We start from the raw sequence: 24,469 nt of genomic DNA, 5'->3' as shown, positions 1-24,469 counted from the left end.
GCGAGGCCCCGTTGCCGGGTCTTCGCGCACACTCCATGGTGGGCCGGATCCGCCGCCCCGGCCTCCCGGGCCCGGGGCGGCGGGCGTCCCCTACAGGAGCGAGAGCTGGAGTCCGCCCGTGACCGGGAGGTGCTGGCCCGTGACCCAGCGGGAGTCCGGGGAGGCCAGGAAGGCGACCACGTCCGCGACCTCCTGCGGGGTGCCGAGCCGGTCGAAGACGGAGCGCGAGGCGGCGTGCGCGCGGGCCGCCGGGTCCGCGAGCCAGGCGGCGTTCAGCTCGGTCTCCACGATCCCGGGACCCACCGAGTTCACCGTGATGTTCCGGGGCGCGAGCTCGGCGGCCAGCGAGACCGTCAGCGCGTTCACCGCGCCCTTGGCCATGACCGTCGCGAGGATCGCGGGCAGGGCGATGTCCGGGGTGCCGGTCACGTTCACGATCCGGCCGCCGTCCCGCAGCCGCTCCAGGCCGTGCCGGATCACGAAGAACGGAGCCTTCGCGTTGAGCGCGTGCGCCCGGTCGTACGTCTCCTCGTCGGTGGCGTCGATTCCGGCGAAGGTGGCCCCGCCCGCGTTGTTCACCAGTACGTCCACCCCCTCGCTGGCCAGCGGGTGGGCGGCGTACGCCGCCCAGAGGGCCTCTGCGCCGCCCGGGACGGCGAGCTCCGCCCCTATCGCGAAGGCGCGGCCCCCGGCCGCCTCGATGGCCCCCACGGTCTCCTTGGCCGCCGCCTCGTTGGATCCGTAGCCCACCGCGACCAGCGCTCCGTCGCGGGCGAGGCGCTCCGCGATGGCCCGCCCGATGCCCCGGCTGCCGCCCGTGACCAGTGCCGTCTTCCCCTTGAGCACGCCCATGGCGCGCCCCCCTTTCGATAATGGTCGCTACAGAAAGAACCGTATCAGGTTTCGTAACGACCGCTATAGAATGAGCGCATGGTGACCGGACAGCGCGGCAGGCCCCGCTCCTTCGACCGTGACGCGGCCCTCGACAAGGCGATGTTCGCCTTCTGGGAGCGCGGCTACGAGGCGACGTCGATCTCGGACCTGACCGCCTCGCTCGGGATCAGCGCCCCGAGCCTCTACGCGGCCTTCGGCGACAAGCGCAAGCTCTTCGACGAGGTCGTGGTGGTCTACGGAGGCCGCTACGGGGACTTCGCGGCCGTCGCCCTCGCCGAGGAGCCCACCGCCCGAGCGGCGCTGGGGCGGATCCTGCGCGAGGCGGCGGAGGTCTACACCGACCCCGCCCACCCGCCGGGCTGCATGGTGATCAGCGCGGCGGTGAACACCACCTCGGACGAGGTGGCGCAGGCGCTGCGGGTACGGCGCGAGGCCAATCTGGTGGCGTTCGAGAGCCGCATCCGGGCCGATGTCGCCACCGGGGTCCTGCCGGCCGGTACGGACACGTGGGCGCTGGCGCGCTACGCCGGAGCGGTGCTTCAGGGGATGTCCCAGCAGTCGCGCGACGGCGCGGGCCGGGAGGAGCTGGAGGCGGTGGCGGAGCTCGCGATGGGGGCCTGGCCGCAGTAGGGGCCGGGGTCACGTCACCCGGCGGCGCATGTCGTCGGCGCGGTCCTCTGGGCCACGGTGCCGAACGGGACCCTCAGCCCGCCCGGCACCGTAGCCCGGAGTACTTACGGCCGTCGGGTGTGCGGTGCCCGACAGCCGGTGGGAGGTGACGCGCGGTCAGGGCAGAGCGCGCGGCTTACCTCGATCCGTCCTCCTGTGCGGGGAGGGCGGAAGCTTGATGCAATTGTGGACTAGACCAATCTGTTCTGTCCATCCAATGACGAGACCCGGGTTCCCGTCACTTCCTCCAAGCCTACGCGGAAGCGGGGTCTCCTGGATACTCCATAGTCACTTCGGAGAATCGCGCTGAGGAAAGTCATGGCCCGTACCCGGGGTACGCTCGCCACGTGCCCTCCATGAACGACCTCGTACGCCAGCACACCGCTCTCAGTGAAACCGACCTGGAGTGGCTCCACCTGCTGGTCTCGGAGTGGCAGCTGCTCTCCGACCTCTCCTTCGCGGACCTCGTGCTGTGGGTTCCCACGCTCGACGGCAGCCGCTACGTCTCGGTCGCGCAGATGCGCCCGAACACCGGCCCCACCTCGTACCAGGACGACATGGTCGGCCACCTGGTCCCGCGCGGCCGCCGTCCGCTGCTCGACGCCGCGCTCGACGAGGGCCGCATCGTGCGCGAGGGCGACCCGGAGTGGCGCGAGGAGGTGCCGGTCCGCGTCGAGTCGATCCCCGTGCGCCGCGAGGGCCGGGTCCTCGGAGTGATCGCACGCAATACCAACCTGCTCACTGTGCGTACACCGAGCCGGCTGGAGCTCACCTATCTGCAGTCCGCCTCCGACCTGGCCCAGATGATCGCGGCGGGCTCCTTCCCGTTCCCGGGCCAGCAGGTCGACATGGACGCCTCCCCGCGCGTCGGCGACGGTCTGATCCGGCTCGACGCCGAGGGCGTGGTGACGTACGCGTCCCCGAACGCGCTCTCCGCCTACCACCGGCTCGGCCTCGCCTCCGACCTGGTCGGCCAGCACCTGGGCACCATCACCTCCGAACTCGCGCCCTCCCGGGGCCCGGTGGACGAGGCCCTGGTCAAGCTCGCCAGCGGCTGGGCGCCGCGCGAGACCGAGGCCGAGGGCAGCGGCGGGGTCATCCAGCTGCGGGCCATCCCGCTCAAGCCCAAGGGCACCCGGATCGGCTCGCTCGTCCTGTGCCGCGACGTCACGGAACTGCGTCGTCGCGAACGTGAATTGATCACCAAGGACGCGACCATCCGGGAGATCCACCACCGGGTCAAGAACAACCTCCAGACGGTGGCCGCGCTCCTGCGCCTACAGGCCCGCCGAATGGATTCGCCGCAGGGGCGCGAGGCGTTGAACGAAGCCGTCCGCCGCGTCGGTTCGATCGCGATCGTGCACGAGACGCTGTCTCAGAACCTGGATGAGCGGGTCGAGTTCGACGAGATCGCCGACCGCGTGATCGCGATGGTCGCCGAGATCTCCCCGGGCAAGGTCGCCTGCCGGCGCACCGGCCGCTTCGGCATCCTGGACGCGGAGGTCGCCACCCCGCTGTCGATGGTGCTGACGGAGATCCTCCAGAACGCCCTGGAACACGCCTTCACCCAGGGGGAGGGCGGCACCGTGGAGGTGTCCGCGGCCCGCTCGGGCAGCGGCCGCGACGATGCCCGGCTGCTGATCTCGGTGGTCGACGACGGCTGCGGTCTGCCCGAGGGGTTCGACCCCCAGCGGGCCGGCAACCTCGGGCTGCAGATCGTGCGGACCCTGGTGGAGGGGGAGCTCGGCGGCACCTTCGACATGGTCGCGTCCGAGCCGCGCGGCACCAAGGTCGTCCTCGACATACCGGCCAGCCCGCAGAAGTAGGGCGGCGCGCCGATTACTCAGGGTGATGTCTTGGGCTGCCCACCGGCTCCGGACAGCACTGAACCCCGGACCGAATGGTTTTCGGTACGGGGTTCAAGAGCACGTTGCTGAGCGCTTATATGGGTACTACGCGCTGCGGCTCGAGGCTCGAAAGTCGATGTCAGGCGGTTGCGTTGCGCGCCCGATTGCGAGCGGCGCGGCGCTTCATTGCGCGGCGCTCGTCCTCGCTGAGACCGCCCCAGACACCGGAGTCCTGACCGGACTCGAGCGCCCACTGCAGGCACTGCTCCATGACGGGGCAACGGCGGCAGACGGCCTTGGCTTCCTCGATCTGCAGCAGCGCAGGACCGGTGTTGCCGATGGGGAAGAAGAGTTCCGGGTCTTCCTCGCGGCAAACGGCGTTGTGACGCCAGTCCATGGCTGCTCCATCTCCTTGTATTGCGGGCAGGTTGCTTGTGAATGTGAACGCTTTCACGAATCCCTTCGCGAGGGAAGGGAGACCGCCCAGTTTGGGGAAAAACTCGCCCTGGGCTGCCGAAGATTCGTGGAGGGGTTCTGGCGGTCTGTGTGGGTGCCGGGTTCTGCGGGCTGTCCCGATCGCCATGTAGAGATTCGCAAACCTCGGACGGGGATACAACCCCTTCCGGAAAGTTTTTTTTGATTCGTCGGTGTCTACTAGGTCACAGCCCTACTTCCTAGGGGTGGACCGGCGTGTAAACGTTCGAGTGAAAGGACTTTCGGCCCTTCCACTCACACAATCACACGCAGTGCACGGCGTACGCCTGTGAACCGAACGCTGGTGCGCAGCCCGAGGTGGTCTCCGTCCATCTGGAACGGAAGCGGCACCTTCGAATGCAAGGTGAAGTCCGTCAGATCGTGCAGAGACACCGCGTGCTTTCCGTGCGGGCCGCGCTCGGGAGTCGAGGTCAGGAGCTGTGTCGCGTAGCGCGCGACCGCCGGAGTTGACAAACGGTCCAGCGCCAACACGTCAAGTGCCGTGTCGAACGAGGCCTCCGGGGAGGCGTAGAGCGGCCGGTTGCCCAGGTATGTCCAGGGTGACGTGTTGCACACTATCGACAGGACCAGATCCGTCACCGGATCCGCGCCGGGGCGTTCCAGCGTCACCGTGCCGTGCCGGCGGTTGGGCTCTTCCCAGAACTGACGCATCAGCTGTCGCACGTACAGGGCATGGGTCGAACGCTTGCCCCGTTCCCGCTGCTGCTCCACGCGGCCCACGACACCCGCGTCGAAGCCGAAGCCGGCGCAGAAGGTGAACCAGCGCGCCGGGACCGACTCGTCCTCCGTGCCCGGGGTACCGGCCGCGAGCCCGAGGCCGACCGTCCGCTCGCGCCGTTCGCGCAGCGCGTCCAGCAGGGCGCCGGTCGCCTCGACCGCGTCGTTGGGCAGCCCGAGCGCGCGGGCGAAGACATTGGTGGAGCCGCCGGGGACCACCGCGAGTCCGGGCAGCCGGTCCGGATCGGGTCCCTCGTGCAGCAGTCCGTTGACCACTTCGTTGACGGTGCCGTCGCCGCCCAGGGCCACGACCAGGTCCACACCGGTCTCGGCCGCCCTGCGGCCCAGGTCCCGGGCGTGGCCGCGGTACTCGGTGGTGACCGCCTCCAGCTTCATCTCGCTGGCGAGCGCGTGGGTCAGGACGTCGCGCGTGCGCGCACTGGTCGTCGTCGCTGCTGGGTTGGCCACGAGGAGTGCACGCATGGGCGTCAGCCTACCGACCCGTTCGGACGCGGCCCATACTGGCCGTCCCCTTCGGGGCGGGAGGGGCGCGGCTACCCTGCTGGGGTGATGACGAAGCCCAGCGCCACCGTGTCCGCCGTCCCCGTCCCGCTGCCCCGCCGGCTGACCGCGGCCGCCGCGCTGACCGCGCTGGAGGGGCTGGCCCTGGCCGGGCCCGGCGTCGCCGACCTCTACACGGCCTTCTTCGGCGGGGGCGACTTCCGGCAGGCCGCGACCGGCGGGGTCACCCTGCTCGTCCTGGCCGCGCTGCCGCTGGTCGCGGCGCTCGGACTGCTCCTGCGCCGCCGCTGGAGCCGCGGCCCGGCGCTGGTCACCCAGCTGATGTCGCTGCCGGTCGCCTGGATGCTGTGGACCGCGGGAGGGTCGATGAGGATCGCCGCCGCGGCCCTGGCCCTGGCCGCGGTGGCCGTCGCGGCCCTCGTGGTGAACCATAAGGCCACCGAAGCGCTGGGCATCGGGCCCGCGGAACAGGCCCGGTAGCCCCTGCGGGCCGCGCTCCTCCTCTTCGGCGACTCTTCGGCGACTCGCTCGGGTGCTCCCCGACTACTCCCCGACTACTCCTCGACCAGGAGCTTCTCGCGGAGCTGGGCCAGGGTGCGGGCCAGTAGCCGGGAGACGTGCATCTGGGAGATGCCGACCTCCTGGGCGATCTGCGACTGGGTCATGTTGCCGAAGAAGCGCAGCAGCAGGATCCGCTTCTCCCGCGGCGGCAGCCCTTCGAGGAGCGGCTTCAGGGACTCGCGGTACTCGACGCCTTCCAGCGCCTCGTCCTCGGAGCCCAGGGTGTCCGCGACCGCCGGCGACTCGTCGTCGGTGTCCGGGACGTCCAGCGAGAGCGTGCTGTAGGCGTTGGCCGATTCCAGGCCCTCCAGCACCTCCTCCTCGGAGATCCCCAGCCGTTCGGCCAGTTCGTGCACCGTGGGGGAGCGGCCGTGCTGCTGGGACAGTTCCGCCGTCGCCGTGGTCAGCGAGAGCCGCAGCTCCTGCAGGCGCCGGGGGACCCGTACGGCCCAGCCCTTGTCGCGGAAGTGCCGCTTGATCTCGCCGACCACCGTGGGTGTGGCGTACGTGGAGAACTCGACCCCGCGGTCCGGGTCGAAGCGGTCCACCGACTTGATCAGGCCGATGGTGGCCACCTGGGTCAGGTCGTCCAGCGGCTCGCCGCGGTTGCGGAAGCGCCGGGCCAGGTGTTCGACCAGCGGCAGGTGCATCCGTACGAGCCGGTTGCGCAGCTCCGCCTTCTCCGGCGAGCCGTCGGGCAGTGCCCGGAGCTCGATGAAGAGGGCCCGCGCGCCGCTGCGGTCGCGCGGATCCGGGAGTGGCAACGGCGCGGTGAACACCGGGGCCGCGAAGGCTCCGGGGGTGTCCGCGGCAGACGCGTCCGCGGACGGTGTGTCCGGGGCCGGGGTCACCGGCGGGGCCGTGGCAGCGGCCCCCGGTGGCTGGACCGGCAGTGTTTGGTCGTGCTGGTTCTCGCTCACAGGGCCCGCCCGTCGCTCCGCCGAGTCCAAAAAGCCGTTTTCCGCATCCGTGTCAGCCGGGTGCGGCCGGGCGTGCTGCTGCTCCGGAATGCCGCCGTCGACCTCGTGTCCTACCCGGGGCCGATCCCCGCCCCGCACCGGGACCTCCCCGCCGCTCACGCCGGGCCTGGTCCCGCGCCGCGCTGTTTGTAGAGGCTGATGCTCACCGTCTTGTTCTCCTCGACCGTGGCCTCGACCTTCCCGGCGAGCGCCGAGAGGACCGTCCACGCGAACGTGTCGCGCTCCGGTGCCCGGCCGTCGGTGGTCGGGGCGGAGACGGTCACCTCCAGCGAGTCGTCCACCAACCGGAAGACGCAGCTGAGGACGGAGCCGGGCACGGCCTGCTGGAGCAGGATCGCGCAGGCCTCGTCCACCGCGATGCGGAGGTCCTCGATCTCGTCGAGGGTGAAGTCCAAACGTGCCGCGAGGCCGGCCGTGGCCGTCCGCAGCACAGACAGGTAGGCACCCGCAGCGGGCAGCCGGACTTCCACGAAGTCCTGGGTCCCGGGCTCGCCTGCGATCTGGGACACCCTCACCTCCAAGGTGGTACGAGCTCTGTTCGCCGGTGACGCTATCGCGATCCGGGCGATCGTGTCGCGGCACCCCTGTCGGAGGGTGCAGAACCCCTTTGAACTTAGCTGCACATAGCCGGCCGAAAGGCCGTACCTGCGACCAGTGACTGATGGTAAGCCCATGGGGACGCACAGTGGCTAGGGGTCTGCGGGCCCAAATCAGGGGAACCGGCGGAGGGTTGACCTACCCCACTTCAGACGATCGAACCGTCGACAAAACACCATCGCCAGGTCTCGCCCGGTTCGAAGCTGCGCATCACCGGATGTCCGGTCTCCCGGTGGTGCGCCGTGGCGTGCCGGTGGGGCGAGGAGTCGCAGCAGCCGACGTGCCCGCACCCCAGGCACAGCCGGAGCTGGACGGGATGGCTGCCGAGTGCCAGACATTCGGGGCAGGTCTGGGCAAGCGGGGCGGGCTCGGGGCGCGGCAGTTCGGGAACGTGGGTGCACTCGCTCATGATGGCCAGCGTACTGAGGTACGGGCGCCCGGGATGACATGACTCAAGCGAGGATGATCTTCGATGGAGGTATTGCCGCTGGTGGCGCTGGTCGCCGGCTGTGCGGTCGTCGCGGGCCTGGCCCGCCGAACCCCGGTGCCCGCGCCCCTGATGCTGGTCGCCGCCGGGCTGGCCGCGGCCTACGTGCCGGGCGTGCCCGAGTACGACCTGGACCCGCACATCGTGCTGCCGCTGCTGCTCCCGCCGCTGCTCTACACGGCCGCGGTGGACAGCTCGTACCTGGACCTGCGGGCGAACATCCGGCCCGTGGCGCTGCTCTCGGTGGGGTACGTGCTCTTCGCGACGCTCGTCGTCGGGTACGCGGCGTACCTGGCGGTGCCGGACCTCTCGCTGCCGGTGGCGCTGGTGCTGGGCGCGGTCATCGCCCCGCCCGACGCGGTCGCGGCGACGGCCATCGCCCGCAAGCTCGGGCTGCCGAACCGGATCACGACCATCCTCCAGGGTGAGTCCCTGGTCAACGACGCCACCGCGATCACCGCGTACAAGGTGGCGCTGGCGGCGGCGGTCGGGGCGAGCGCCGGCTGGGCGGGCGGGATCAGGGAGTTCCTGCTGGCCTCGGTGGGCGGGGTCGCGATGGGCCTGCTGCTGATGGTCCCGATCCACGTCCTGCGCAAGCGGCTGCGCGAACCGCTCCTGCAGAACACCCTGTCGCTGCTGATCCCCTTCGTGGCCTACGCGGCCGCCGAGCGGGTGCACGCGTCGGGAGTGCTGGCGGTCGTGGTGGTCGCGCTGTACCTCGGACACCGCAATTGGCAGGTCGACTTCGCGACCCGGCTCCAGGAGGAGGCGGTCTGGAAGGTGGTCGCCTTCATCCTCGAATCCGTGGTCTTCGCGCTGATCGGACTCCAGCTGCCGGTGGTCCTGAAGGGGCTGGGGGAGTACGAGGGCCTGGCGGCGGCGGGCTACGCCGTGGTGGTGTTCCTCGTCGTGGTGGCGGCCCGCTTCGCGTGGGTGTTCCCGGCGACGTTCCTGCCGAGGCTCTCGCCGCGGATCCGGGCGCGCGAGCCGGAGACGAACTGGAAGGCTCCGGTCGTCGTGGGATGGGCGGGCATGCGGGGCGTGGTCTCGCTGGCGATCGCCTTCTCCGTGCCGGTGAGCGTGCCGCACCGGAACCTGATCCTGTTCCTGACCTTCACCACGGTGATCGGCACGCTGGTGGTCCAGGGCCTGACCCTGCCGCCGCTGATCCGGCTGCTGCGGCTGCCGGCCAAGGACAGCCACGCCGAGACCCTGGCCGAGGCCCAGGCCCAGAGCGAGGCCTCGCGGGCGGCGGAGGACCGCCTGACGGAACTCCTGGCCTCCCCGGCGAACGCCCTCCCGCCCCCGCTGGCGGACCGGCTGCGCACGGTGCTGGAGCGGCGGCGCAACGCGGTGTGGGAGCGGCTGGGGGAGGTCAACGCGGTGACGGGCGAGTCCGCGGACGACGTCTACCGCCGCCTGGCGGGGGAGATGATCGCGGCGGAACGCGAGGTCTTCGTCTCCCTGCGCGACGCCCGCCGCATCGACGACGAAATGCTCCGGGCCCTGCTGCGCCGCCTGGACCTGGAGGAGGCGGCGGCGTACCGGGAGGAAGCGGGCTGACGGCGGGGCCGCCCGGGCTGCGGCTGCGGTCTACGGCTGCGGGCTACGGGCGGCCCGTGACGACCGCGGCCAGGGTGGTGCCGCGGGGGAAGGCGCCCGCGCGGGTCAGGTCGAGCAGGGCCCACAGGAGCTTCGCCACGTAGATCCGCTCCACCGCCAGGCCGTGGCGGGACTCGAAGTCCGCCGCGAACCGCGCCAGCTCGGCGGGGACCCGGGCGTAGCCGCCGTGGGTGTAGCCCTCGGCCAGGGACCAGTCGCCCGCCGGACCGCCGAAGGCGGCAGCCTGGAGGGAACGTATCTCCGCCTCCAGGAACCCGCCCCCGACCACCGGCACCCCCAGGGCCCGCTGCCCCGCGCCGAGTCCTGCCGCCAGCCCGGCCAGCGTGCCCCCGGTCCCGCAGGCCACGGCGGCCACGTCGCAGGCACCGCCCAGCTCGCGGCCCAGTTCGGCGCAGCCCTCCAGCGCGAGGGCGTTGCTGCCGCCCTCGGGGATCACGTAGGCCCCCTCCGCGCCCGCCAGCGCGGGCAGTGCGGCCTTGTCCCGGTAGGCCGACCGGGTCACGAAGTGGAGCCGCATGCCGTCCGCCGCGCACCGGGCCAGCGAGTCGTTCAGCGGCCGCCCCGCGAGTTCGTCGCCTCGTACGATCCCGACCGTGGCCAGCCCCAGCAGCCGGCCGGCCGCGGCGGTGGCCCGCAGGTGGTTGGAGTAGGCCCCGCCGAAGGTCACCAGCTCCGGATATCCGCCCGCGACGGCGGCCCGCAGATTCGGCGCGAGCTTGCGCCACTTGTTGCCGGGCAGCTCCGGATGGACCAGGTCGTCCCGCTTGAGCAGTAGTCGTACGCCCTGCGCGGCGAACCGCTCGTCCGGGGCTTCGGTCAGCGGGGAGGGCGGGCGGGGCCGCAGGATCGGGGCCGGGTCGACTGGACGTTCCACCCGCCCATTGTGTGCCGAGGTGCGCCGGGTCCGCCCGCACCGCCGATCCGAGGGCGGTTCGCCGGCGCCGAGGGGTTCTTCACTTGGCGCGGGGCATCGGTGATGATGAGCCGTCATATTTCATTGGTGGTGGGGGAATCGTGAGCAGTGACGCGGGTTCGTTCGGCGTGCTCGGGCTCTTAATCGTGGTCGTGGCCTATTTCGTTCCGACGTTCGTCGCCTTCGGGCGGGGGGTGCCCAACAAGGGCTCCGTCCTGGTGGTCAACCTGTTCCTCGGCTGGTCCGTGGTCGGCTGGGTGGTCGCGCTGGCCATGGCCGCGCGCAGCAGGTAGGGCCGGAGCGGCGGCTACTTCAGGCGCTCCTCGACGCGGGAGCGCATCGAGGCCATCGTGAAGCCCTTCGGGTCGATCTTGCCCGGACGCCATTCCAGGTGGCCGATCACCGAGCGGGCCGTCCAGCCGTGGGCGCGGCACAGTGCGGCCGACGCACGGGCCATCGCGTCGAGCTGGGCGGCCGGCCAGGGGTCCTCGCCGTCGCCGAGGTTCTCGCACTCGAAGCCGTAGAAGTGGCGGTTGCCGTCGGTGTCCGCGTGCTGGTCGGGCGGGAGGCGCTTCTCCGCGATCACGGCCGCCAGCACGCCGGAGTCGCCCGCGCCGGCGTGGTTGGCGCGGCCGTGGCCGACCAGGTGGACCCGGCCGTCCTTGGTGATCACGCCGTGGCAGAGGGGGCCGGGGAGGTCCGCGTGGCCGTCGCGGCAGAGCTGGACGGTGTACGCGGTCCCGTGCGTGACGGTGTGGTGGAGCATTACGCCGTGCACCGGACCCCAGGGGCCCTTGTGGTCGCGGTTGTGGGTGCGCCAGCCGCCGACTTCGACGACCGTCAGGCCCTCGCCCCGCAGGGCGCCGATGAACCGGTTCGCGGACAGGGGTGCGGACATGACCGCCTCCTTGGCTGTGAGTAGCCGAATGGTTACCCAACGTTTAGTGGAGGCGGCCATTCCGCCGCAAGGGGCGCGCACCCGGCGCACGGTTCACGCCGAGGCGAGCCACAGGTCGGGGCCGAAGACCTCGTAGGCGATGTCCGCGGGCGCCACGCCCTTGGCGATGAGCTGCTCGCGGGTCGCCCGCATGAAGGGGAGCGGACCGCAGAGGTAGGCCTTCGTGCCCGGGGCGACCGGGACGGCGGTGAGGTCGAGGAGGCCCTCGTGGTCGCCGGGCTCGGCGTCGGCCTCGTACCAGAAGTGCGCGGAGGCGTCGGCGAGCTTGCCGGTCAGGTCCCGGTGGTCGGTGCGCAGGGCGTGGTCGGCGGGGGAACGGTCGGCGTGCAGGACGGTGACGGGGGCGGTGTGCGCGGTGTCGGCGAGGTGCTCCAGCATCGAGAGCATCGGGGTGCAGCCGATGCCGGCGGAGGCGAGGATCACCGGCGCGGCGGAGTCCTGGAGGACGAGGTCGCCGTAGGGGGTGGAGACGCGCAGGGCGTCCCCGGTGCGGATGTGGGCGTGCAGGTGGTGGGAGACCTCGCCGTCGGGGCCGGCGGCGGCCGGTCCGTGGACCCGCTTGACGGTGATGGAGCGGACGGGCGAGCCGGGGGCGCTGGAGAGGCTGTACTGCCGGATCTGGCGGGCGCCGTCGGCCAGTTCGACCTGGACGGAGACGTACTGGCCGGGCTTGAAGCCGGGCGCGGGGGCGCCGTCGGCCGGGGCCAGGTGGAAGGTGGTGCAGTCCGCGGTCTCCTCGACGCGGGCGGCGACCGTCCAGTCGCGCCAGACGTCACCGGCCAGGACCTGCTGCTCGGCGTAGAGGCGCTCCTCGATGGTGACGAGGGCGTTCGCCATGAGCCAGTAGACCTCGTCCCAGGCTTCGGCGACCTCGGGGGTGACGGCCTCGCCGAGGATCTCCACGATCGCCTCGAAGAGGTGCTTGTGGACGACCGGGTACTGCTCGCGGGTGACGCCGAGGGAGGCGTGCTTGTGGGCGATGCGGTTCAGCATCACGTCGGGGCGGGTGTCCGGGTGGGCGACGAGGTGGGTGGCGAAGGCGGCGATGGAGCCGGCGAGGGCCTGCTTCTGGAGGCCGGCGTTCTGGTTGCCGCGGTTGAAGAGGTCGCGGATCAGCTCGGGGTGGGCCGCGAAGAGCTTCCCGTAGAAGAGCTCCGTGATGTCGCCGATGGCCGCGCCGACGGCGGGCAGGGTGGCTCGTACGGTCGCGGTCGACTTCTCGGAAAGCATCGGTGACTCCTCGGGTCGGGGGTGGATCACAGAAGTGGAATATGAGATGCGGATTTATGGACGGGGGTCCGGGCGTCCATGGAGATACGGATTTCTGTTCGAAGTGTCGGTGGACATCAGGCTATGCGGGTCGAGTGCCGGTGCGAACCGGCCATCCGGCCCCCGCCGTCAGGGTCTTCCGGCCCCCGGCGATCCGCCCGAAATGCCCAGCAGGAGCGGCCCGGTCGGGGCTGCGACCAGGTCGTTCACCGTCAGCGGGTCCAGGGAGGCGAAGAAGGCCTCCTGGGCCCGGCGCAGCGCCCCGCGCAGGACGCACGCGCTCCGCAGCGGGCACGGGACGGTGCCGTCACAGTCCACGACGTCGCCGGCGCCCTCCAGTTCGCGGATCACCCCGCCCACCGAGGCGGCGCGCCCGGCGGGGGTCAGGGTGAGGCCGCCGCCGCGTCCGCGGCGGGCTTCGACCAGACCGAGATGCTGCAGCTTGGCGACCACTTTGGCGGTGTGGGTGTACGGGACCTCCATGGTCGCCGCCACCTCGCGGGTGGTCGGGAGGTCCTCCTCCGCGACGGCCAGGCGCATCAGGACGCGCAGGGCGAGATCGGTGAATCGGGTCAGCCGCATGGGTCCAGCGTAGAAAACTTGCATCCAGCGTGCAAATTAAACGGAGGCCCATCGCGCGGGGTGGCCGAAACGGGTGGGGTCCAAGTGCCGTGTGGGGCGGGAGGTGAACTCAAGAGAGTGCCCAGCCACGAACGGAGTAGTCCCACCCTTTTGTGTAATGGTCTCACCACGTTCCGTGCTGAAAGGCTCCTCCCGCAGATTCATGGAGTGATCGAAGGGGAAAACATGTCGGTCCAGGCAGGTTCCGAATCCGAGACCCAGGCGCCGCAGCGGAGTCTGGGAACCACGGCCGCGCGGAACTTGGCAACCACGACCAAGTCCGCGCCGCAGATGCAGGAGATCACCTCGCGGTGGCTCCTGAAGATGCTCCCCTGGGTGTCCGTCCAGGGCGGCACGTACCGGGTGAACCGGCGGCTGAGCTACTCCGTCGGCAACGGAATCGTGGAGTTCATCAAGACCGGCACGCAGGTGCAGGTGATTCCGGCGGAGCTGGGGGAGCTCCCCGTACTGCGCGACTACGACGACCCCGACGCGCTGGCCGAACTCGCCGCGCGCTGCCACCAGATCGACTTCGAGCCGGGCCAGGAGCTCACCTCCTTCGGCAGCCCCGCCGACAAGGTGTTCCTGCTCGCCCACGGCCGCATCGACCAGATCGGCCCCGGCCCGTACGGTGACGACGCCGTCCTGCAGACCGTCGCCGACGGGGCCTTCTTCGGCGAGGACGCCCTCGTCGACGAGGAGGCCATCTGGGAGTACACCGCCCGCGCCGCCACCGCCGGCACCGTGCTCGTCCTCTCCCGCCAGGACTTCCAGATCCTCGCCGACCGGGTGGACTCGCTGCGGGCGCACCTGGACTCCGTACGGGCCCTGCCGGAGCAGCGCACCAACAAGTACGGCGAGGCCGCGATCGACCTCTCCGCCGGCCACCAGGGCGAGGCCGTGCTGCCGGGCACCTTCGTGGACTACGAGGCCAGGCCGCGCGAGTACGAACTCTCCATCGCCCAGACGGTCCTGCGCGTCCACACCCGCGTCGCCGACCTGTACAACCAGCCCATGAACCAGACCGAGCAGCAGTTGCGGCTCACGGTCGAGGCGCTGCGCGAGCGCCAGGAGCACGAGATGCTCAACAACCGCGACTTCGGCCTCCTGCACAACGCCGACTACGACCAGCGCATCCAGTCCCACGACGGGGCGCCCAGCCCCGACGACATGGACCAGCTGCTCAGCATGCGGCGCGGATCCAAGTTCTTCCTGGCCCACCCCAAGGCCATCGCCGCCTTCGGCCGCGAGTGCAACAAGCGCGGGCTGTACCCGGAGTCGGTCGAGATCGGCGGTCACCGGGTGCCGTCCTGGCGCGGGGTCCCGATGTTCCCGTCCAACAAGATCCCGATCAGCGACGCCCGGACGACCTCCATCCTCTGCATGCGCACCGGCGAGGAGGAGTCGGGCGTGATCGGACTGCACCAGCCCGGGATCCCGGACGAGATCGAGCCGAGCACCTCGGTGCGGTTCATGGGGATCAGCGAGCAGGCGATCATCTCGTACCTGGTCACCACCTACTTCTCCGCCGCGGTGCTGGTGCCGGACGCGCTCGGCGTCCTGGAGAACGTCGAGATCGCCCGCTGGAGCTGACCCGGCCGGCTCCGGCGCCGACGCCGGAGCGAAGGACACGAGTCGGACGGGGCGGGACAGGACGGGACGGAGCGCACACGCCATGTCGACCACTGAGGCGATCACCACCAGCGAGGGGCAGGAAGCCGCCGTCCTGCTGGAGCGGACCAGAGAAACGGTCAACCCGGAACTGCGCCGGGCCGTGGAGAGCCTGCCCGGCTCGATGCGGCACGTGGCGATGTACCACTTCGGCTGGGAGCACGAGGACGGCACCCCGGCGGCGGGCAGCACCGGCAAGGCCATCCGGCCCGCCCTGGTGCTCGCCGCCGCACAGGCCCTGCGGGGCGACGGGGTGGCCGGGGAGGCCGTACGGGCGGCGGTGGCCGTGGAGCTGGCGCACAATTTCACGCTGCTGCACGACGACGTCATCGACAAGGACGTCCGCCGGCGCGGCCGGCCCACGGCCTGGACGGTCTTCGGGACCTCGGACGCGATCATCACGGGCGACGCCATGATGGCGCTCGCGCTGCGGTTGCTCGCCGAGGATCCGCATCCGGCCTCGGCGGCCGCCTCGGCGCGGCTCGCCGCCTGCATCGTCGAGCTGTGCGCGGGCCAGCAGGCGGACTGCGCCTTCGAGCAGCGCCGCAGCGTCTCCCTCGACGAGTGCCTGACCATGGCCACGGCCAAGACCGGAGCCCTGCTGGGCTGCGCGTGCGCGCTCGGCGCGCTGTACGCCGGGGCCGGCCCGGACGAGGTCGACGCGATGGACGCCTTCGGCCGGGAGGCCGGGCTGGCGTTCCAGCTCATCGACGACCTGATCGGCATCTGGGGGGACCCCGGCCACACCGGTAAGCCCGCCGGAGCCGATCTGCTGGCCCGCAAGAAGTCCCTCCCGGTCGTGGCCGCCCTCACCTCGGGCACCCCGGCGGGGGAGGAGCTGGCCGGTCTGTACGCGGGTCCCATGACCGGGGACGACGTGAGCAGGGCGGCCGCCGCGGTGGAGCGGGCCGGCGGGCGGGACTGGGCGCAGGCCCATGCCGCCGACCGGATGGGGCGGGCGGTGCAGCAGCTGTCGCGGGCCGTCCCGGACCTCGGGGCGGCGGGCGGGCTGCTGGCGCTGGCGGAGTTCGTGACGCGGCGTACGAAGTGACCGCGTAGGGGAGAAGGGCCCCCATGGGTGAAGGGGAGGCCTGTTCCGGCACCGCACGGTGCCGGAACAGGCCTTTCTGCGTGGGTGGGGCAACTCTAGGATCACTCACGGTTGTTGACGCGTGAGTGATGTGAAGGGTGTGGCCCATGGGGCTGGAGATACGTCAGGCCGGACCGTCGGACCGGGACGCCGTGGCACGGCTGCTCGACGAGGCCTTCCGCGGTGATCCCGTGAGCAGCTGGGTGTTCCCGGACCCGGAGCACCGGGCCGCGGTGCACGGGAGGTTCCTCGGCGTCTTCGTGGACGTGGCGCTGGCCGAGGGCCGGATCGACTACGCGTCGGACGGTTCGGCGGCGGCGCTGTGGCTGCGGATCCCGGCGGCCGATCCGGAGGCCGGGCACGTCGAGGACGAGGTGCCGGCGAAGATGCGGGCCGTCGCCGACCCGGACAACGAGCGGTGCGAGCTGGTGGGCCGGCTCACCGGCGAGGTGCACCCGATGGCGGAGGAGCACGAGTACCTGCTGATGATCGCGGTCGCCCCCGGGCGGCAGGGCGAGGGGCTGGGCACGGAGCTGATCCGGCCGGTGCTGGAGCGCTGCGACCGCGAGGGCGTGCCGGCGTACCTGGAGGCGAGCAGCGAGCGCAGCAAGGGGCTGTACGAGCGGCTGGGCTGGCAGTTCACGGGCCAGGCCGTGCGGTTGCCGGAGGGGCCGCTGATGTGGCCGATGTGGCGCAAGCCGCAGTGACCGGTCCGGCAGGTCCTGCCGGTCCTGCCGGTTCTGAGGGTCCGGCTTCCTTCGGTCATCCCTTGCGAGACCACTTTGTCTGAAGTACTTTGATCGACGTGCCTCGATGGGGGTGCACTGTCGAACGGAAGAGAATCGCTTGCGCAAGCTCACGTACTTCGTCGCCACGTCGGTCGACGGCTTCATCGGGGCCCCGGACGGCGACGCCGCATTCATCTACGCCCACCTCGACCGGGAGTTCATCGACCACCTCAAGGCCGAGTACCCGGAGACCATCTCCACCCCGGGGCGCGTCCAGCTGGGGATCGAGGACGCCGAACCCGGGCACTTCGACACGGTGCTCATGGGGCGCGGTACGTACGAGCCCGGCCGCAAGGAGGGTCTGACCAGCCCGTACGCGCACATGCGCGAGCAGTACGTCGTCTCGCGCTCGCTCACCGAGGCGCCGGACCCGGCGGTGCGGCTGATCGAGGGCGACCTGGTGGCCAAGGTCCGCGAGCTGAAGGCCGAGGAGGGGCTCGGCATCTGGCTGTGCGGCGGAGCGGACCTCGCGGGGCAGCTGATCGACGAGATCGATGCGTTCGTCGTCAAGACCTACCCGGTCTTCGTCGGCACCGGCATGCCGATGTCGCGCGCCGGATTCGGGGCGCGCCCGCTGGAGCTGACCGGGTTCAAGGTCCTCGGCGGCGGCCAGACCATCACCTCGTACGCCGTCAAGCGCTGACCCCGCCGAACCGGCGAAACCGGCCTACCGTGGAGGTATGGCCGGTGAACAGCGGGACCAGCGGGCGCACGGGACGGTCGCCCCGCGGGCCGGGCACGACCAGCAGTCGTGCCCGGCCTGCGGGAGCCCCGTCGACACGATCGTCGGACGGCGCAAATCCCTCGGGATCTTCGTCCCGGCGTGGACCCCCGGTCCCTGCCGGAACCGGGAGTGCACGGCGTACGAGCCCGGGGCCGGCGGGTCCCGGACCGACGGGGCTTAGCCCTTCGCGTCCAGGCCGGACGCGACGAGGCCGTTCGCCCAGAGCTGGTTGACGCGCGAGCGCTCGGCGGAGTTCGGGTTGGGGTTCGTGCAGGAGGTGCCGGGGCCGCCGCCCGACATCAGCTCGCTGCACGGGCCCGAGTAGTGGTCCGGCAGTCCGAGCACGTGACCGGTCTCGTGCGCGGTCACGCGGGTGGAGTTGTACTGCTGGTTCTGCCGGTAGTCCAGGAAGATGTAGCCCTGGCCGTGGCCGTTCGTGCTGGCGTAGGAACCGCGCGAGTCGTTGCCCTCGTAGTACGCGAAGTTCCCGCCCGAGGACACCTCCTGGAGCTTGACGTTGACCACCGAGCTGTTCCAGATCTGCGTGGAACGGGCTATCTGGGTGCGGAAGCTCGGCGCGTTGCGGGTGTTGTAGGTGACGGTCACCGCCGCCAGGCCCGGGGTGGCGGCGCGCTGCTCGGCCACCGAGCGCCGCACGGCCTCGAAGAAGGCGCGGTTGGCGGCCTGGTTCTCCTTCGACTGCTCGTACGCGGCGTACGTGGACGGGCTGCCGGCGCCCGGGGAGGCCGAGGCGGTGGTGCCCGGGACGACGGCGCCGAGGACGGCGGCGACACCGAGGCCGACGGCGGACAGAGTGGTCTTGCGGGAGTGGCGCATGTGGGGGACTCCTGCTCATCCGGTGCGGTGGGGGGTCGTTCGGTACCGGAGTCTGCGGGAGCGGATGGGGTCAGCGGATGATGTCAGGACCCGATAGCGCCGGGTTATCGGGGAGATTTCGGAAGCCCAACTACCGTGAGAATGGCGGGATTCGAGGGGATACCGGTTACTGGTGCGGTCGGCTCGGCCCGGCCTACCCTCGGGGCATGGAGCTTGAGGTCAGGCACCTGCGCGCCCTGTGCGCCATCGCCGACGCCGGCAGCCTGCACAAGGCCGCCCGGCAGCTCGGCGTGAGCCAGCCCTCCCTGACGACCCAGCTGCGGCGCATCGAACGGGCCCTGGACGGGGAGCTGTTCCTGCGCGAGCGCACCGGATGCAGGCCGACTCCCTTCGGGCGCACGATACTCGGGCGGGCGCGGCCGCTCCTGGCCGAGATGGCCGCCCTGGTCGCCGAGGCCCGGTCGCTGTCCCAGGGGCCCCGGCTGCGGATCGGTTCGACGGCCAGCCGCGCCCTGCCCGGCTGGCTGCGGCGGCTGCACCGGCGGCTGCCCGACACGGAGACCGACCTGATGGTCGACGTGTCCGCCAACAGGCTGCTGCGGATGACGGCTTCGGGCCGGCTCGACGTGGCCTTCGTGCACGAGGTGGAGGGCAGCCCGCTGCGGGTGCCGGCCGGGCTGGAGTTACGGGTGCTGATGGAACGCGAACCGCAGTTCGTGTCCATGTCCCGGGACCATCCCGCGGCGGCGCGGGCCGTGGTGGAGCTGCGGGACCTCGCCGCCGACCGGTGGACCGTGGACCCGTCGGTGGACGGCGAGTGGGACGGCCTGCGCCGGGTCCTGGCGGGGGCCGGCCTCGACCCGCCGCTGCTGCACGCCGACTACCACACGGCCACCTCGCTGATCGTCTCCGGCGAGGCCGTCGCCCCCTGCCAGCCCACCTCCGGACCGCGCGAGGACATGGCGATCCGCCCGCTCTCGGGCGACCCGCTCGCCGTGCGCCTCCTCCTCGCGACCCGCCCCGGGGTGCAGGCGCAGATGTCCGAGGGGGTGTACGAGGACCTCCGCGCGGCCTACCGCGAAGCGGCCCTGGGGACTCCGCCCTACCGTGCCTGGCTGGCGCGCAACGCCAGCCCGCTGCTGGCGGCGTAGGGGCCCGGCACGATCCGGAAGGGACTGCCTAGACCCGGCGGCGGGCCCGGTCGTAGGCCAGGGCGGCCGCGCCGTGGGTCACCAGGACGGTGCCCGCGGCCAGCCAGCCCGGGCTGCGGCGGCGGGCCGCCCACAGCATCAGGGGGGCTCCGGCGGCCAGTTGGGCGGCGCCCGCCAGGCGGGCCTTGGGGCCCCGGAGCCACGGGCCCAGGGGGCTGTCCTCGACCACCGCCAGCTCCGCGCGCACCGTGTCGCGCCAGCCCGCCCACTCCACCCGCTCCGCCGCCGGGGCGACCCGGGCCGCCTCGCGCAGCCGGTCGGCCGGTTCCCCCGGGTTCAGGCCGGCGGGCAGCGCCAGCCCCGCGCGGGCCAGCAGCGCGATGACGCCGAGCAGCCGGGACGCGCCGTCGGCCGCCGCGTCGGGGCGGGTGAGGCGCTCCAGTTCCTCCAGGTCCAGGACCGGGTCGAGCCCGAGCCGCGCCGCGAGCACCCGCATGGTGTCGGGATCCGGCTCGCCGTGCGGGCGGCCCGCCGCGTCCCATGCGTAGGCCGCGGACCGGCGGAAGCCGGACGAAAGGACGAAGCCGGTCCGGCCCTCCTCCCACCACAGGCTCAGCACCGGCCAGTTGGAGCTGAGTGCGACCGCCGCGCCCCATCCCGCCAGGACTTCGGCCACGGATTCCGCTCCGCCGAGCCAGGGCTTGGCCTCGGGCACCAGCACGCTCCACTCGCCGGCGGGGGCCAGCAGCAGGCGTTCGCGCAGGATGTGCGCGGCGGGTCGGGCGGCGAGGGGTTCGGCGCGGCAGAGCAGCAGGCCGCCCGCCGTGGTCTGGGAGATCGACATGCCCACACGCTAAGCCAAACCAGCCCAAACTGATGATTTTGGATCATCCGGACGCGCTTGACTTCCCGCAACCGCGATATATCGTGTTGGACAGAAGACGCGATATGTTGCGTGCAGGTACGCCGAGGAGGGCCAGCACCATGCCAGAGGCAGCGCAGAATCCGCAGGGTCCGCCGAAGGTCTGGTCGGTCGCCGGACCGCAGAAGCTCACCTTCGAGGAGCCGGTGACCGAGGTCCGCGTCCGGGTGGTCGGCGGCACGGTCAATGTCGTCGCCGCCGCCGACGAGGGCCCGGCCCGCCTGGAGGTGTCCGAGGTCGACGGCCCGCCCCTGCACGTGGTGCAGGAGGGCGGCACCCTGACCGTCTCCTACGAGGACCTCCCCTGGAACGGTTCCCAGGGGTTCAAGGAGTGGTTCGACGCCAAGCCCTGGAAGACCTGGTCCTCCGCTGGCTTCGGCCGCAAGGCCTGGGAGCGCAGCGCGACCGTGACCCTCACCGTCCCGGCCGCCGCCCGCGTCCAGCTGGCCAGGGTCGGCGCCACCGTCTTCGTCTCCGGCATCGAAGGCGGCACGGACATCCACGGGGTCTCCGGCGAGACCACGCTCGTCGGCCTCTCCGGCAAGGTCAAGGCGCACACGGTCTCCGGCGGGGTCGAGGCCCAGTCCGTGAGCGGCGAATTCGGCTTCCACTCCGTGTCCGGCGGCCTGACGGTCGTGGACGGCGCCGTGGGCAACGTACGGGCCGACTCGGTCAGCGGGGACATGCTGATCGACCTGGCCCTCGACGACCGGCCCGAGCCGCGACCGGTCGACATCTCCCTCACCTCCGTATCCGGGCAGGTCGCCATCCGCCTCCCGCACCCGGCCGACGCCCGCGTCGAGGCCAACACTGCCACCGGCGGAGTCTCCAACGCCTTCGAGGACCTCCAGGTCTCCGGCCAGCTGGGCGCCAAGCGGATCACCGGCACCCTGGGCGCCGGCGCCGGCACGCTGCGCGCCACCACCGTCTCCGGTTCCATCGCGCTGCTGCGCCGCCCGGCCGCGGACGCGGCCGCCCCGGCCGCCCCCCTCGCGCTCGACAAGAAGGTGCTCTGACATGCCGCCCGTCTTCGCCCACGGCCGCCTCCGCCTCTACCTCCTCAAGCTGCTCGACGAGGCCCCGCGCCACGGGTACGAGGTGATCCGGCTGCTGGAGGAACGTTTCCAGGGGCTGTACGCACCCTCCGCGGGCACGGTGTACCCGCGCCTGGCGAAGCTGGAGACCGAGGGCCTGGTCACGCACGCGACCGAAGGCGGGCGCAAGGTGTACTCGATCACCGACGCGGGCCGCGCCGAACTGGCCGACCGCGGCGGCGAACTGGCCGACCTGGAGCTGGAGATCCGTGACTCGGTCTCCGAGCTGGCCGCCGAGATCCGTGCCGACGTGAGCGGCGCGGCGGGCGATCTGCGGCGCGAACTGCGGGCCGCGGCCAGCGCGTCGGCCACGCAGGTGGAGGGCGAGTCCTGGACGGCCGCCAAGGAGGAGTTCCGCAAGGCGAAGGCCGAGTGGAAGGAACAGGCGCGCCGGGCGAAGGACGAGAGCCGCCGGGCCCGCGAGGAGGCCCAGCAGGCGCGCCGGCAGGCCAAGGAGGCACAGGAGCGGGCGCGCGAGGAGGTCCAGCGCATCGCCGGCCAGTTGCAGGAGCAGTTCGCGAAGTCGGGCGGGGTCCTGGGCAGCCTGGCGGGAGCCTGGCTCGGCGGCTCCGGCTCGCCGACGGCTCCGTCCGATCCGTCCGCTCCGCAGGCTCCGTCGGCCCCCTCGGCTCAGGCGGCCGCCCCGGACACGGACTGGGCGCGTGACGTACCGCCGACGGGGGACCCGGCCCGCGACCTGGACCGGCTGCTGGACCGCTTCCGCGACGACATCCGCGACGCGGCCCGTGACCGGGGGATCGGCGAGGACCAGCTGGCGCAGGCCCGTACCCACCTGGCGGAGGCGGCCGCCCGCATCGCCACGGCCCTCGGGCCGCAAGGCTAGGTCGTCTCCGCACAAGCCGAAGGGGCGGCCTGGGCCGCCCCGTTCGGATTCCTCGCCGCGGCCGACCCCTGTACGGCCGCGGCGAGGCGGTTCAGCGCGCGGAGCCCGCGCGACGCATCCGGGCGGCGAGCAGGAGCCCCGCGCCGGCGACGAGCGCCGTGCCACCGCCGACCGTGATCAGGGTGGAGTCATCGGCGCCCGTGGAGGCGAGGGGCGGGGTGGTGCCGCCCTGGGGAGTGACGGCGTTGTTGCCGCCGCCGGTTCCGGAACCGGAGCCGGAATCCGAGCCGGCGCCGGGGGCGTTCTCGTCCTGCTCGCCCGTCCCCTGCTCCTGCTGCTCCTGGGCCTTCTTGTCCTTGGCGCGCGCCTCGTGCTGGCCCGTCTTCAGGAACGCGGTGCGGTCGGCGGCGGTACCCGCCAGCGCGGCGCGGCCGGCCTTGACCAGCTCCGGGCCGGCGCCGTCACCATGGATGATCTTCATGATCTCGACGCGGTTGTCCTGGTCGCGCAGCTCGTACTGGGTCACCTCGAGGAACTGGCGCAGCTCGGCCGGGGTCGCGGAACCACCGAGGATCTCGCTGATGGCCCCGCTCAGCAGGGGGCCGTCCCAGGCCTCGTCGATGCGGGCGAGCTCGGCCCGGTCGTCGGCGGCCTGCGCGAGGTACTGCCCCGTCTTCAGGAAGGCGGTGCGGTCGGCGGGCGTGCCCTTCAGGGCCTTCTTTCCCGCTTCCCGCACGGCAGGGCCGCCGATGCCGACGATCCGGGAGATGTCGACCTTGTTGTCTTCGTCGCGCAGTTCGTGCTGGGTGACCTCGTAGAAGTGGCGCAGCTCGTCCAGGGTCGCGCCGCTCCGCATGATCTCCTTGATCCCGCCCATCAGGCCGGGGCCGGCGTCGTTCGCCAGACGGCTGATGAGGACCCTGTAGTCGTCGCGGCGGATGACGTACTGGTCGGTCTCGATGAACGTGCGCATGGCCGCCGGGCCGTCGGCGATGGCCTCGTTGCCGGCTTCCTTCATGTACGTGCTGGCCATCGGGTCGGCGATGATCGCGAGGATCGTCTCGCGGTCCTGCTCGGCCCGGTCCGCGCCGTCCTGGTCCGCCCCGTCCTGGCCGGCCGCGCCCCCGCCCGTGCCGTCGGGGTCCGGGTTCGTGCCGGCCGGGCCGCCCGCGCCCTGTCCGGGTGCGGCCGGAGCCGTCATGTCGACGGACGCGGCGGCCCCCTGGCCGGTGGCCAAGGCCGGGGACGCGAGCAGGACCGCCGGAGCCAGCGCGGCAGTGGTGATCGCGGCGGCGATACGGGACAGCTTCACGGAAAACCCCCGGCAGGAAACGTTCTTTCGCAGCTCAAGACCGACGAGCCGGGCCGATGGTTGTACGGGGCCGCGAGGAAGCCGGAGGGGCTGTCACCGCTCCTCAAGCCGTCAGGGCCGCCTCGGCGCCCGCGTAGGTGACCCCGTGGTCCGCGAGGACCTCGGCGGGCGTACCGGGGCGGGAAAGGAGGGAGAGGAGCAGGTGGAGGGTGGAGATGTGGCGCTCCTTGCGGCCCAGGGCGATCCGCAGGGACTGCTCCAGGACCTTCTTGGCGCCCGGGGTGAAGCGGGTGCGGCCGGCGCGGCCGCGCGGGGCCGGGTCCGCCAGGGCGCCCTCGCCGTGGGTCTCCTCGACGCGGGAGACGATCTCGGTGAGGTCGATGCCGAGCCCCGCGAGGGCTTCCTCGTCCGCCTTGGACATGCCGCCCCGGCGGCGGGCCGTCGCCAGGTCGGCGCGGACCGCGGCCCGGTCGACGCTCAGCGGGTCGAGCGCGCCCAGGGAGAGCAGGGCGAGCAGCAGGTGCTCCTCGCCGACGCGCCGCGCCCCGGTCCGCTCGGCCTCGGCGACCGCGCCCGTCACGGTGGAGCGGGCGTCCTGGGTGAAGCGTTCGAACATCAGAGCCTCCCGTGCTTCTTGTGTACGGCCTGCCGGCTGACGCCCAGCTCGGCCGCGATCTCCTGCCAGGACCAGCCCTGTGCGCGGGCCCCGCGTACCTGTACGGCTTCCAGTTGCTCCAGCAGTCGCCGGAGGGCGGCCACGGCACGCAGGCCCACGCGCGGGTCACGGTCACCGGCGCGTGCCGCCAGATCGGTAGCTTCGGTCATGAGTGTCAATGTAGGTTGACGAACGGGAGGGCGTCAACCCACATTGACATCATGGGCG

Annotated in this window: 28 protein-coding genes; 13 read left to right on the top strand and 15 right to left on the bottom strand. The window is 72.0% G+C overall.

Going from position 1 to position 24,469, the window contains the following annotated elements; translation table 11 throughout:
- Positions 1-90 precede the first annotated feature (90 nt).
- Positions 91-852, bottom strand: a complete 762-nt coding sequence (locus tag OG730_RS14415) for an SDR family oxidoreductase (protein WP_327304618.1) — start codon at positions 850-852, stop codon at positions 91-93.
- Between the two features lie 78 nt (positions 853-930).
- On the opposite strand from OG730_RS14415, the gene OG730_RS14410 reads away from it, so the two are divergent.
- On the top strand, positions 931-1,524 hold the full coding sequence (locus tag OG730_RS14410) for a TetR/AcrR family transcriptional regulator (RefSeq protein WP_327304617.1): 594 nt from the start codon (positions 931-933) through the stop codon (positions 1,522-1,524).
- Between the two features lie 395 nt (positions 1,525-1,919).
- Positions 1,920-3,389, top strand: a complete 1,470-nt coding sequence (locus OG730_RS14405; RefSeq protein WP_266882204.1) for a sensor histidine kinase — start codon at positions 1,920-1,922, stop codon at positions 3,387-3,389.
- Between the two features lie 160 nt (positions 3,390-3,549).
- Here the strand turns inward: OG730_RS14405 and OG730_RS14400 are convergent, their stop codons facing one another.
- Both OG730_RS14400 and OG730_RS14395 read right to left on the bottom strand, forming a co-directional pair.
- Positions 3,550-3,807 (bottom strand): WhiB family transcriptional regulator, encoded by a 258-nt coding sequence (locus tag OG730_RS14400; protein WP_004937597.1) that lies wholly within the window; start codon positions 3,805-3,807, stop codon positions 3,550-3,552.
- A 332-nt stretch (positions 3,808-4,139) separates the two neighbouring features.
- Complete coding sequence (locus OG730_RS14395; protein WP_266881073.1) at positions 4,140-5,105, bottom strand: diacylglycerol/lipid kinase family protein; 966 nt, start codon at positions 5,103-5,105, stop codon at positions 4,140-4,142.
- Positions 5,106-5,192: 87 nt separating this feature from the next.
- On the opposite strand from OG730_RS14395, the gene OG730_RS14390 reads away from it, so the two are divergent.
- Positions 5,193-5,624 (top strand): hypothetical protein, encoded by a 432-nt coding sequence (locus OG730_RS14390; protein ID WP_327304616.1) that lies wholly within the window; start codon positions 5,193-5,195, stop codon positions 5,622-5,624.
- A 74-nt stretch (positions 5,625-5,698) separates the two neighbouring features.
- Here the strand turns inward: OG730_RS14390 and OG730_RS14385 are convergent, their stop codons facing one another.
- The 3 genes from OG730_RS14385 to OG730_RS14375 all read right to left on the bottom strand — a co-directional run bounded on the left by OG730_RS14385 (position 5,699) and on the right by OG730_RS14375 (position 7,691).
- Positions 5,699-6,784 (bottom strand): RNA polymerase sigma factor SigF, encoded by a 1,086-nt coding sequence (locus OG730_RS14385; RefSeq protein ID WP_327304615.1) that lies wholly within the window; start codon positions 6,782-6,784, stop codon positions 5,699-5,701.
- Positions 6,781-7,194 carry an ATP-binding protein gene (locus OG730_RS14380; RefSeq protein ID WP_214949331.1) on the bottom strand — a complete coding sequence of 138 codons (414 nt, stop codon included), beginning with the start codon at positions 7,192-7,194 and terminating at the stop codon, positions 6,781-6,783. The genes OG730_RS14385 and OG730_RS14380 overlap by 4 nt, the downstream gene beginning before the upstream one ends.
- Before the next feature lie 236 nt (positions 7,195-7,430).
- Positions 7,431-7,691, bottom strand: a complete 261-nt coding sequence (locus OG730_RS14375) for a UBP-type zinc finger domain-containing protein (RefSeq protein ID WP_243336109.1) — start codon at positions 7,689-7,691, stop codon at positions 7,431-7,433.
- Positions 7,692-7,754: 63 nt separating this feature from the next.
- Between OG730_RS14375 and OG730_RS14370 the strand changes: the two genes are divergently transcribed.
- Positions 7,755-9,332: a Na+/H+ antiporter gene (locus OG730_RS14370; RefSeq protein WP_327304614.1), complete on the top strand. Its 1,578-nt coding sequence runs from the start codon at positions 7,755-7,757 to the stop codon at positions 9,330-9,332.
- Between the two features lie 43 nt (positions 9,333-9,375).
- On the opposite strand, the gene OG730_RS14365 is transcribed toward OG730_RS14370, so the two are convergent.
- Positions 9,376-10,266 (bottom strand): 1-aminocyclopropane-1-carboxylate deaminase/D-cysteine desulfhydrase, encoded by an 891-nt coding sequence (locus OG730_RS14365; RefSeq protein ID WP_327304613.1) that lies wholly within the window; start codon positions 10,264-10,266, stop codon positions 9,376-9,378.
- Between the two features lie 140 nt (positions 10,267-10,406).
- Between OG730_RS14365 and OG730_RS14360 the strand changes: the two genes are divergently transcribed.
- The gene (locus OG730_RS14360) at positions 10,407-10,598 is read left to right on the top strand and encodes a superinfection immunity protein (RefSeq protein ID WP_327304612.1); all 192 of its coding nucleotides are present in this window, start codon (positions 10,407-10,409) and stop codon (positions 10,596-10,598) included.
- A 14-nt stretch (positions 10,599-10,612) separates the two neighbouring features.
- On the opposite strand, the gene OG730_RS14355 is transcribed toward OG730_RS14360, so the two are convergent.
- The 3 genes from OG730_RS14355 to OG730_RS14345 form a co-directional block, all read right to left on the bottom strand.
- Positions 10,613-11,203 (bottom strand): N-acetylmuramoyl-L-alanine amidase, encoded by a 591-nt coding sequence (locus OG730_RS14355; protein ID WP_327304611.1) that lies wholly within the window; start codon positions 11,201-11,203, stop codon positions 10,613-10,615.
- 93 nt (positions 11,204-11,296) lie between these two features.
- Positions 11,297-12,493, bottom strand: a complete 1,197-nt coding sequence (locus OG730_RS14350; RefSeq protein WP_327304610.1) for a globin domain-containing protein — start codon at positions 12,491-12,493, stop codon at positions 11,297-11,299.
- A 168-nt stretch (positions 12,494-12,661) separates the two neighbouring features.
- On the bottom strand, positions 12,662-13,114 hold the full coding sequence (locus OG730_RS14345) for an RrF2 family transcriptional regulator (protein WP_327304609.1): 453 nt from the start codon (positions 13,112-13,114) through the stop codon (positions 12,662-12,664).
- A gap of 225 nt (positions 13,115-13,339) precedes the next feature.
- Here OG730_RS14345 and OG730_RS14340 point away from each other — a divergent pair, with 225 nt between their 5' ends.
- The 5 genes from OG730_RS14340 (at position 13,340) to OG730_RS14320 (ending at position 17,607) form a co-directional block, all read left to right on the top strand.
- On the top strand, positions 13,340-14,746 hold the full coding sequence (locus OG730_RS14340; RefSeq protein ID WP_327304608.1) for a family 2B encapsulin nanocompartment shell protein: 1,407 nt from the start codon (positions 13,340-13,342) through the stop codon (positions 14,744-14,746).
- A gap of 82 nt (positions 14,747-14,828) precedes the next feature.
- A complete protein-coding gene (locus OG730_RS14335) occupies positions 14,829-15,875 on the top strand; it encodes a family 2 encapsulin nanocompartment cargo protein polyprenyl transferase (protein ID WP_327304607.1) in 1,047 nt (348 codons plus the stop codon).
- 146 nt (positions 15,876-16,021) lie between these two features.
- On the top strand, positions 16,022-16,621 hold the full coding sequence (locus OG730_RS14330) for a GNAT family N-acetyltransferase (protein ID WP_327304606.1): 600 nt from the start codon (positions 16,022-16,024) through the stop codon (positions 16,619-16,621).
- Between the two features lie 139 nt (positions 16,622-16,760).
- Entirely contained in the window at positions 16,761-17,345 is a 585-nt protein-coding gene (locus OG730_RS14325; RefSeq protein WP_327304605.1) for a dihydrofolate reductase family protein, read from the top strand.
- Between the two features lie 37 nt (positions 17,346-17,382).
- Complete coding sequence (locus tag OG730_RS14320; protein ID WP_327304604.1) at positions 17,383-17,607, top strand: hypothetical protein; 225 nt, start codon at positions 17,383-17,385, stop codon at positions 17,605-17,607.
- Here OG730_RS14320 and snpA read toward each other — a convergent pair.
- Positions 17,604-18,263, bottom strand: a complete 660-nt coding sequence (gene snpA / locus OG730_RS14315; protein WP_327304603.1) for a snapalysin — start codon at positions 18,261-18,263, stop codon at positions 17,604-17,606. The genes OG730_RS14320 and snpA overlap by 4 nt on opposite strands.
- 206 nt (positions 18,264-18,469) lie before the next feature.
- Here snpA and OG730_RS14310 point away from each other — a divergent pair, with 206 nt between their 5' ends.
- On the top strand, positions 18,470-19,414 hold the full coding sequence (locus tag OG730_RS14310; protein WP_327304602.1) for a LysR family transcriptional regulator: 945 nt from the start codon (positions 18,470-18,472) through the stop codon (positions 19,412-19,414).
- Between the two features lie 28 nt (positions 19,415-19,442).
- On the opposite strand, the gene OG730_RS14305 is transcribed toward OG730_RS14310, so the two are convergent.
- The gene (locus OG730_RS14305) at positions 19,443-20,252 is read right to left on the bottom strand and encodes a hypothetical protein (protein WP_327309263.1); all 810 of its coding nucleotides are present in this window, start codon (positions 20,250-20,252) and stop codon (positions 19,443-19,445) included.
- A gap of 146 nt (positions 20,253-20,398) precedes the next feature.
- On the opposite strand from OG730_RS14305, the gene OG730_RS14300 reads away from it, so the two are divergent.
- Positions 20,399-21,352 (top strand): DUF4097 family beta strand repeat-containing protein, encoded by a 954-nt coding sequence (locus OG730_RS14300; protein WP_327304601.1) that lies wholly within the window; start codon positions 20,399-20,401, stop codon positions 21,350-21,352.
- A 1-nt stretch (position 21,353) separates the two neighbouring features.
- Entirely contained in the window at positions 21,354-22,274 is a 921-nt protein-coding gene (locus OG730_RS14295) for a PadR family transcriptional regulator (RefSeq protein ID WP_327304600.1), read from the top strand.
- A gap of 91 nt (positions 22,275-22,365) precedes the next feature.
- Here OG730_RS14295 and OG730_RS14290 read toward each other — a convergent pair whose 3' ends face one another.
- The 3 genes from OG730_RS14290 to OG730_RS14280 form a co-directional block, all read right to left on the bottom strand.
- Complete coding sequence (locus OG730_RS14290; RefSeq protein WP_327304599.1) at positions 22,366-23,586, bottom strand: ALF repeat-containing protein; 1,221 nt, start codon at positions 23,584-23,586, stop codon at positions 22,366-22,368.
- 103 nt (positions 23,587-23,689) lie between these two features.
- Positions 23,690-24,202 carry a Clp protease N-terminal domain-containing protein gene (locus tag OG730_RS14285; RefSeq protein ID WP_327304598.1) on the bottom strand — a complete coding sequence of 171 codons (513 nt, stop codon included), beginning with the start codon at positions 24,200-24,202 and terminating at the stop codon, positions 23,690-23,692.
- Entirely contained in the window at positions 24,202-24,411 is a 210-nt protein-coding gene (locus tag OG730_RS14280) for a helix-turn-helix domain-containing protein (RefSeq protein WP_266881092.1), read from the bottom strand. The genes OG730_RS14285 and OG730_RS14280 overlap by 1 nt, the downstream gene beginning before the upstream one ends.
- Between the last annotated feature and the right edge of the window lie 58 nt (positions 24,412-24,469).

Origin of the sequence: Streptomyces sp. NBC_01298 (assembly GCF_035978755.1) — a bacterium.
Classification (GTDB): domain Bacteria; phylum Actinomycetota; class Actinomycetes; order Streptomycetales; family Streptomycetaceae; genus Streptomyces.
The sequence above is the reverse complement of the archived record's forward strand: the minus strand, read 5'-3'. Positions and strand labels throughout refer to the sequence as shown.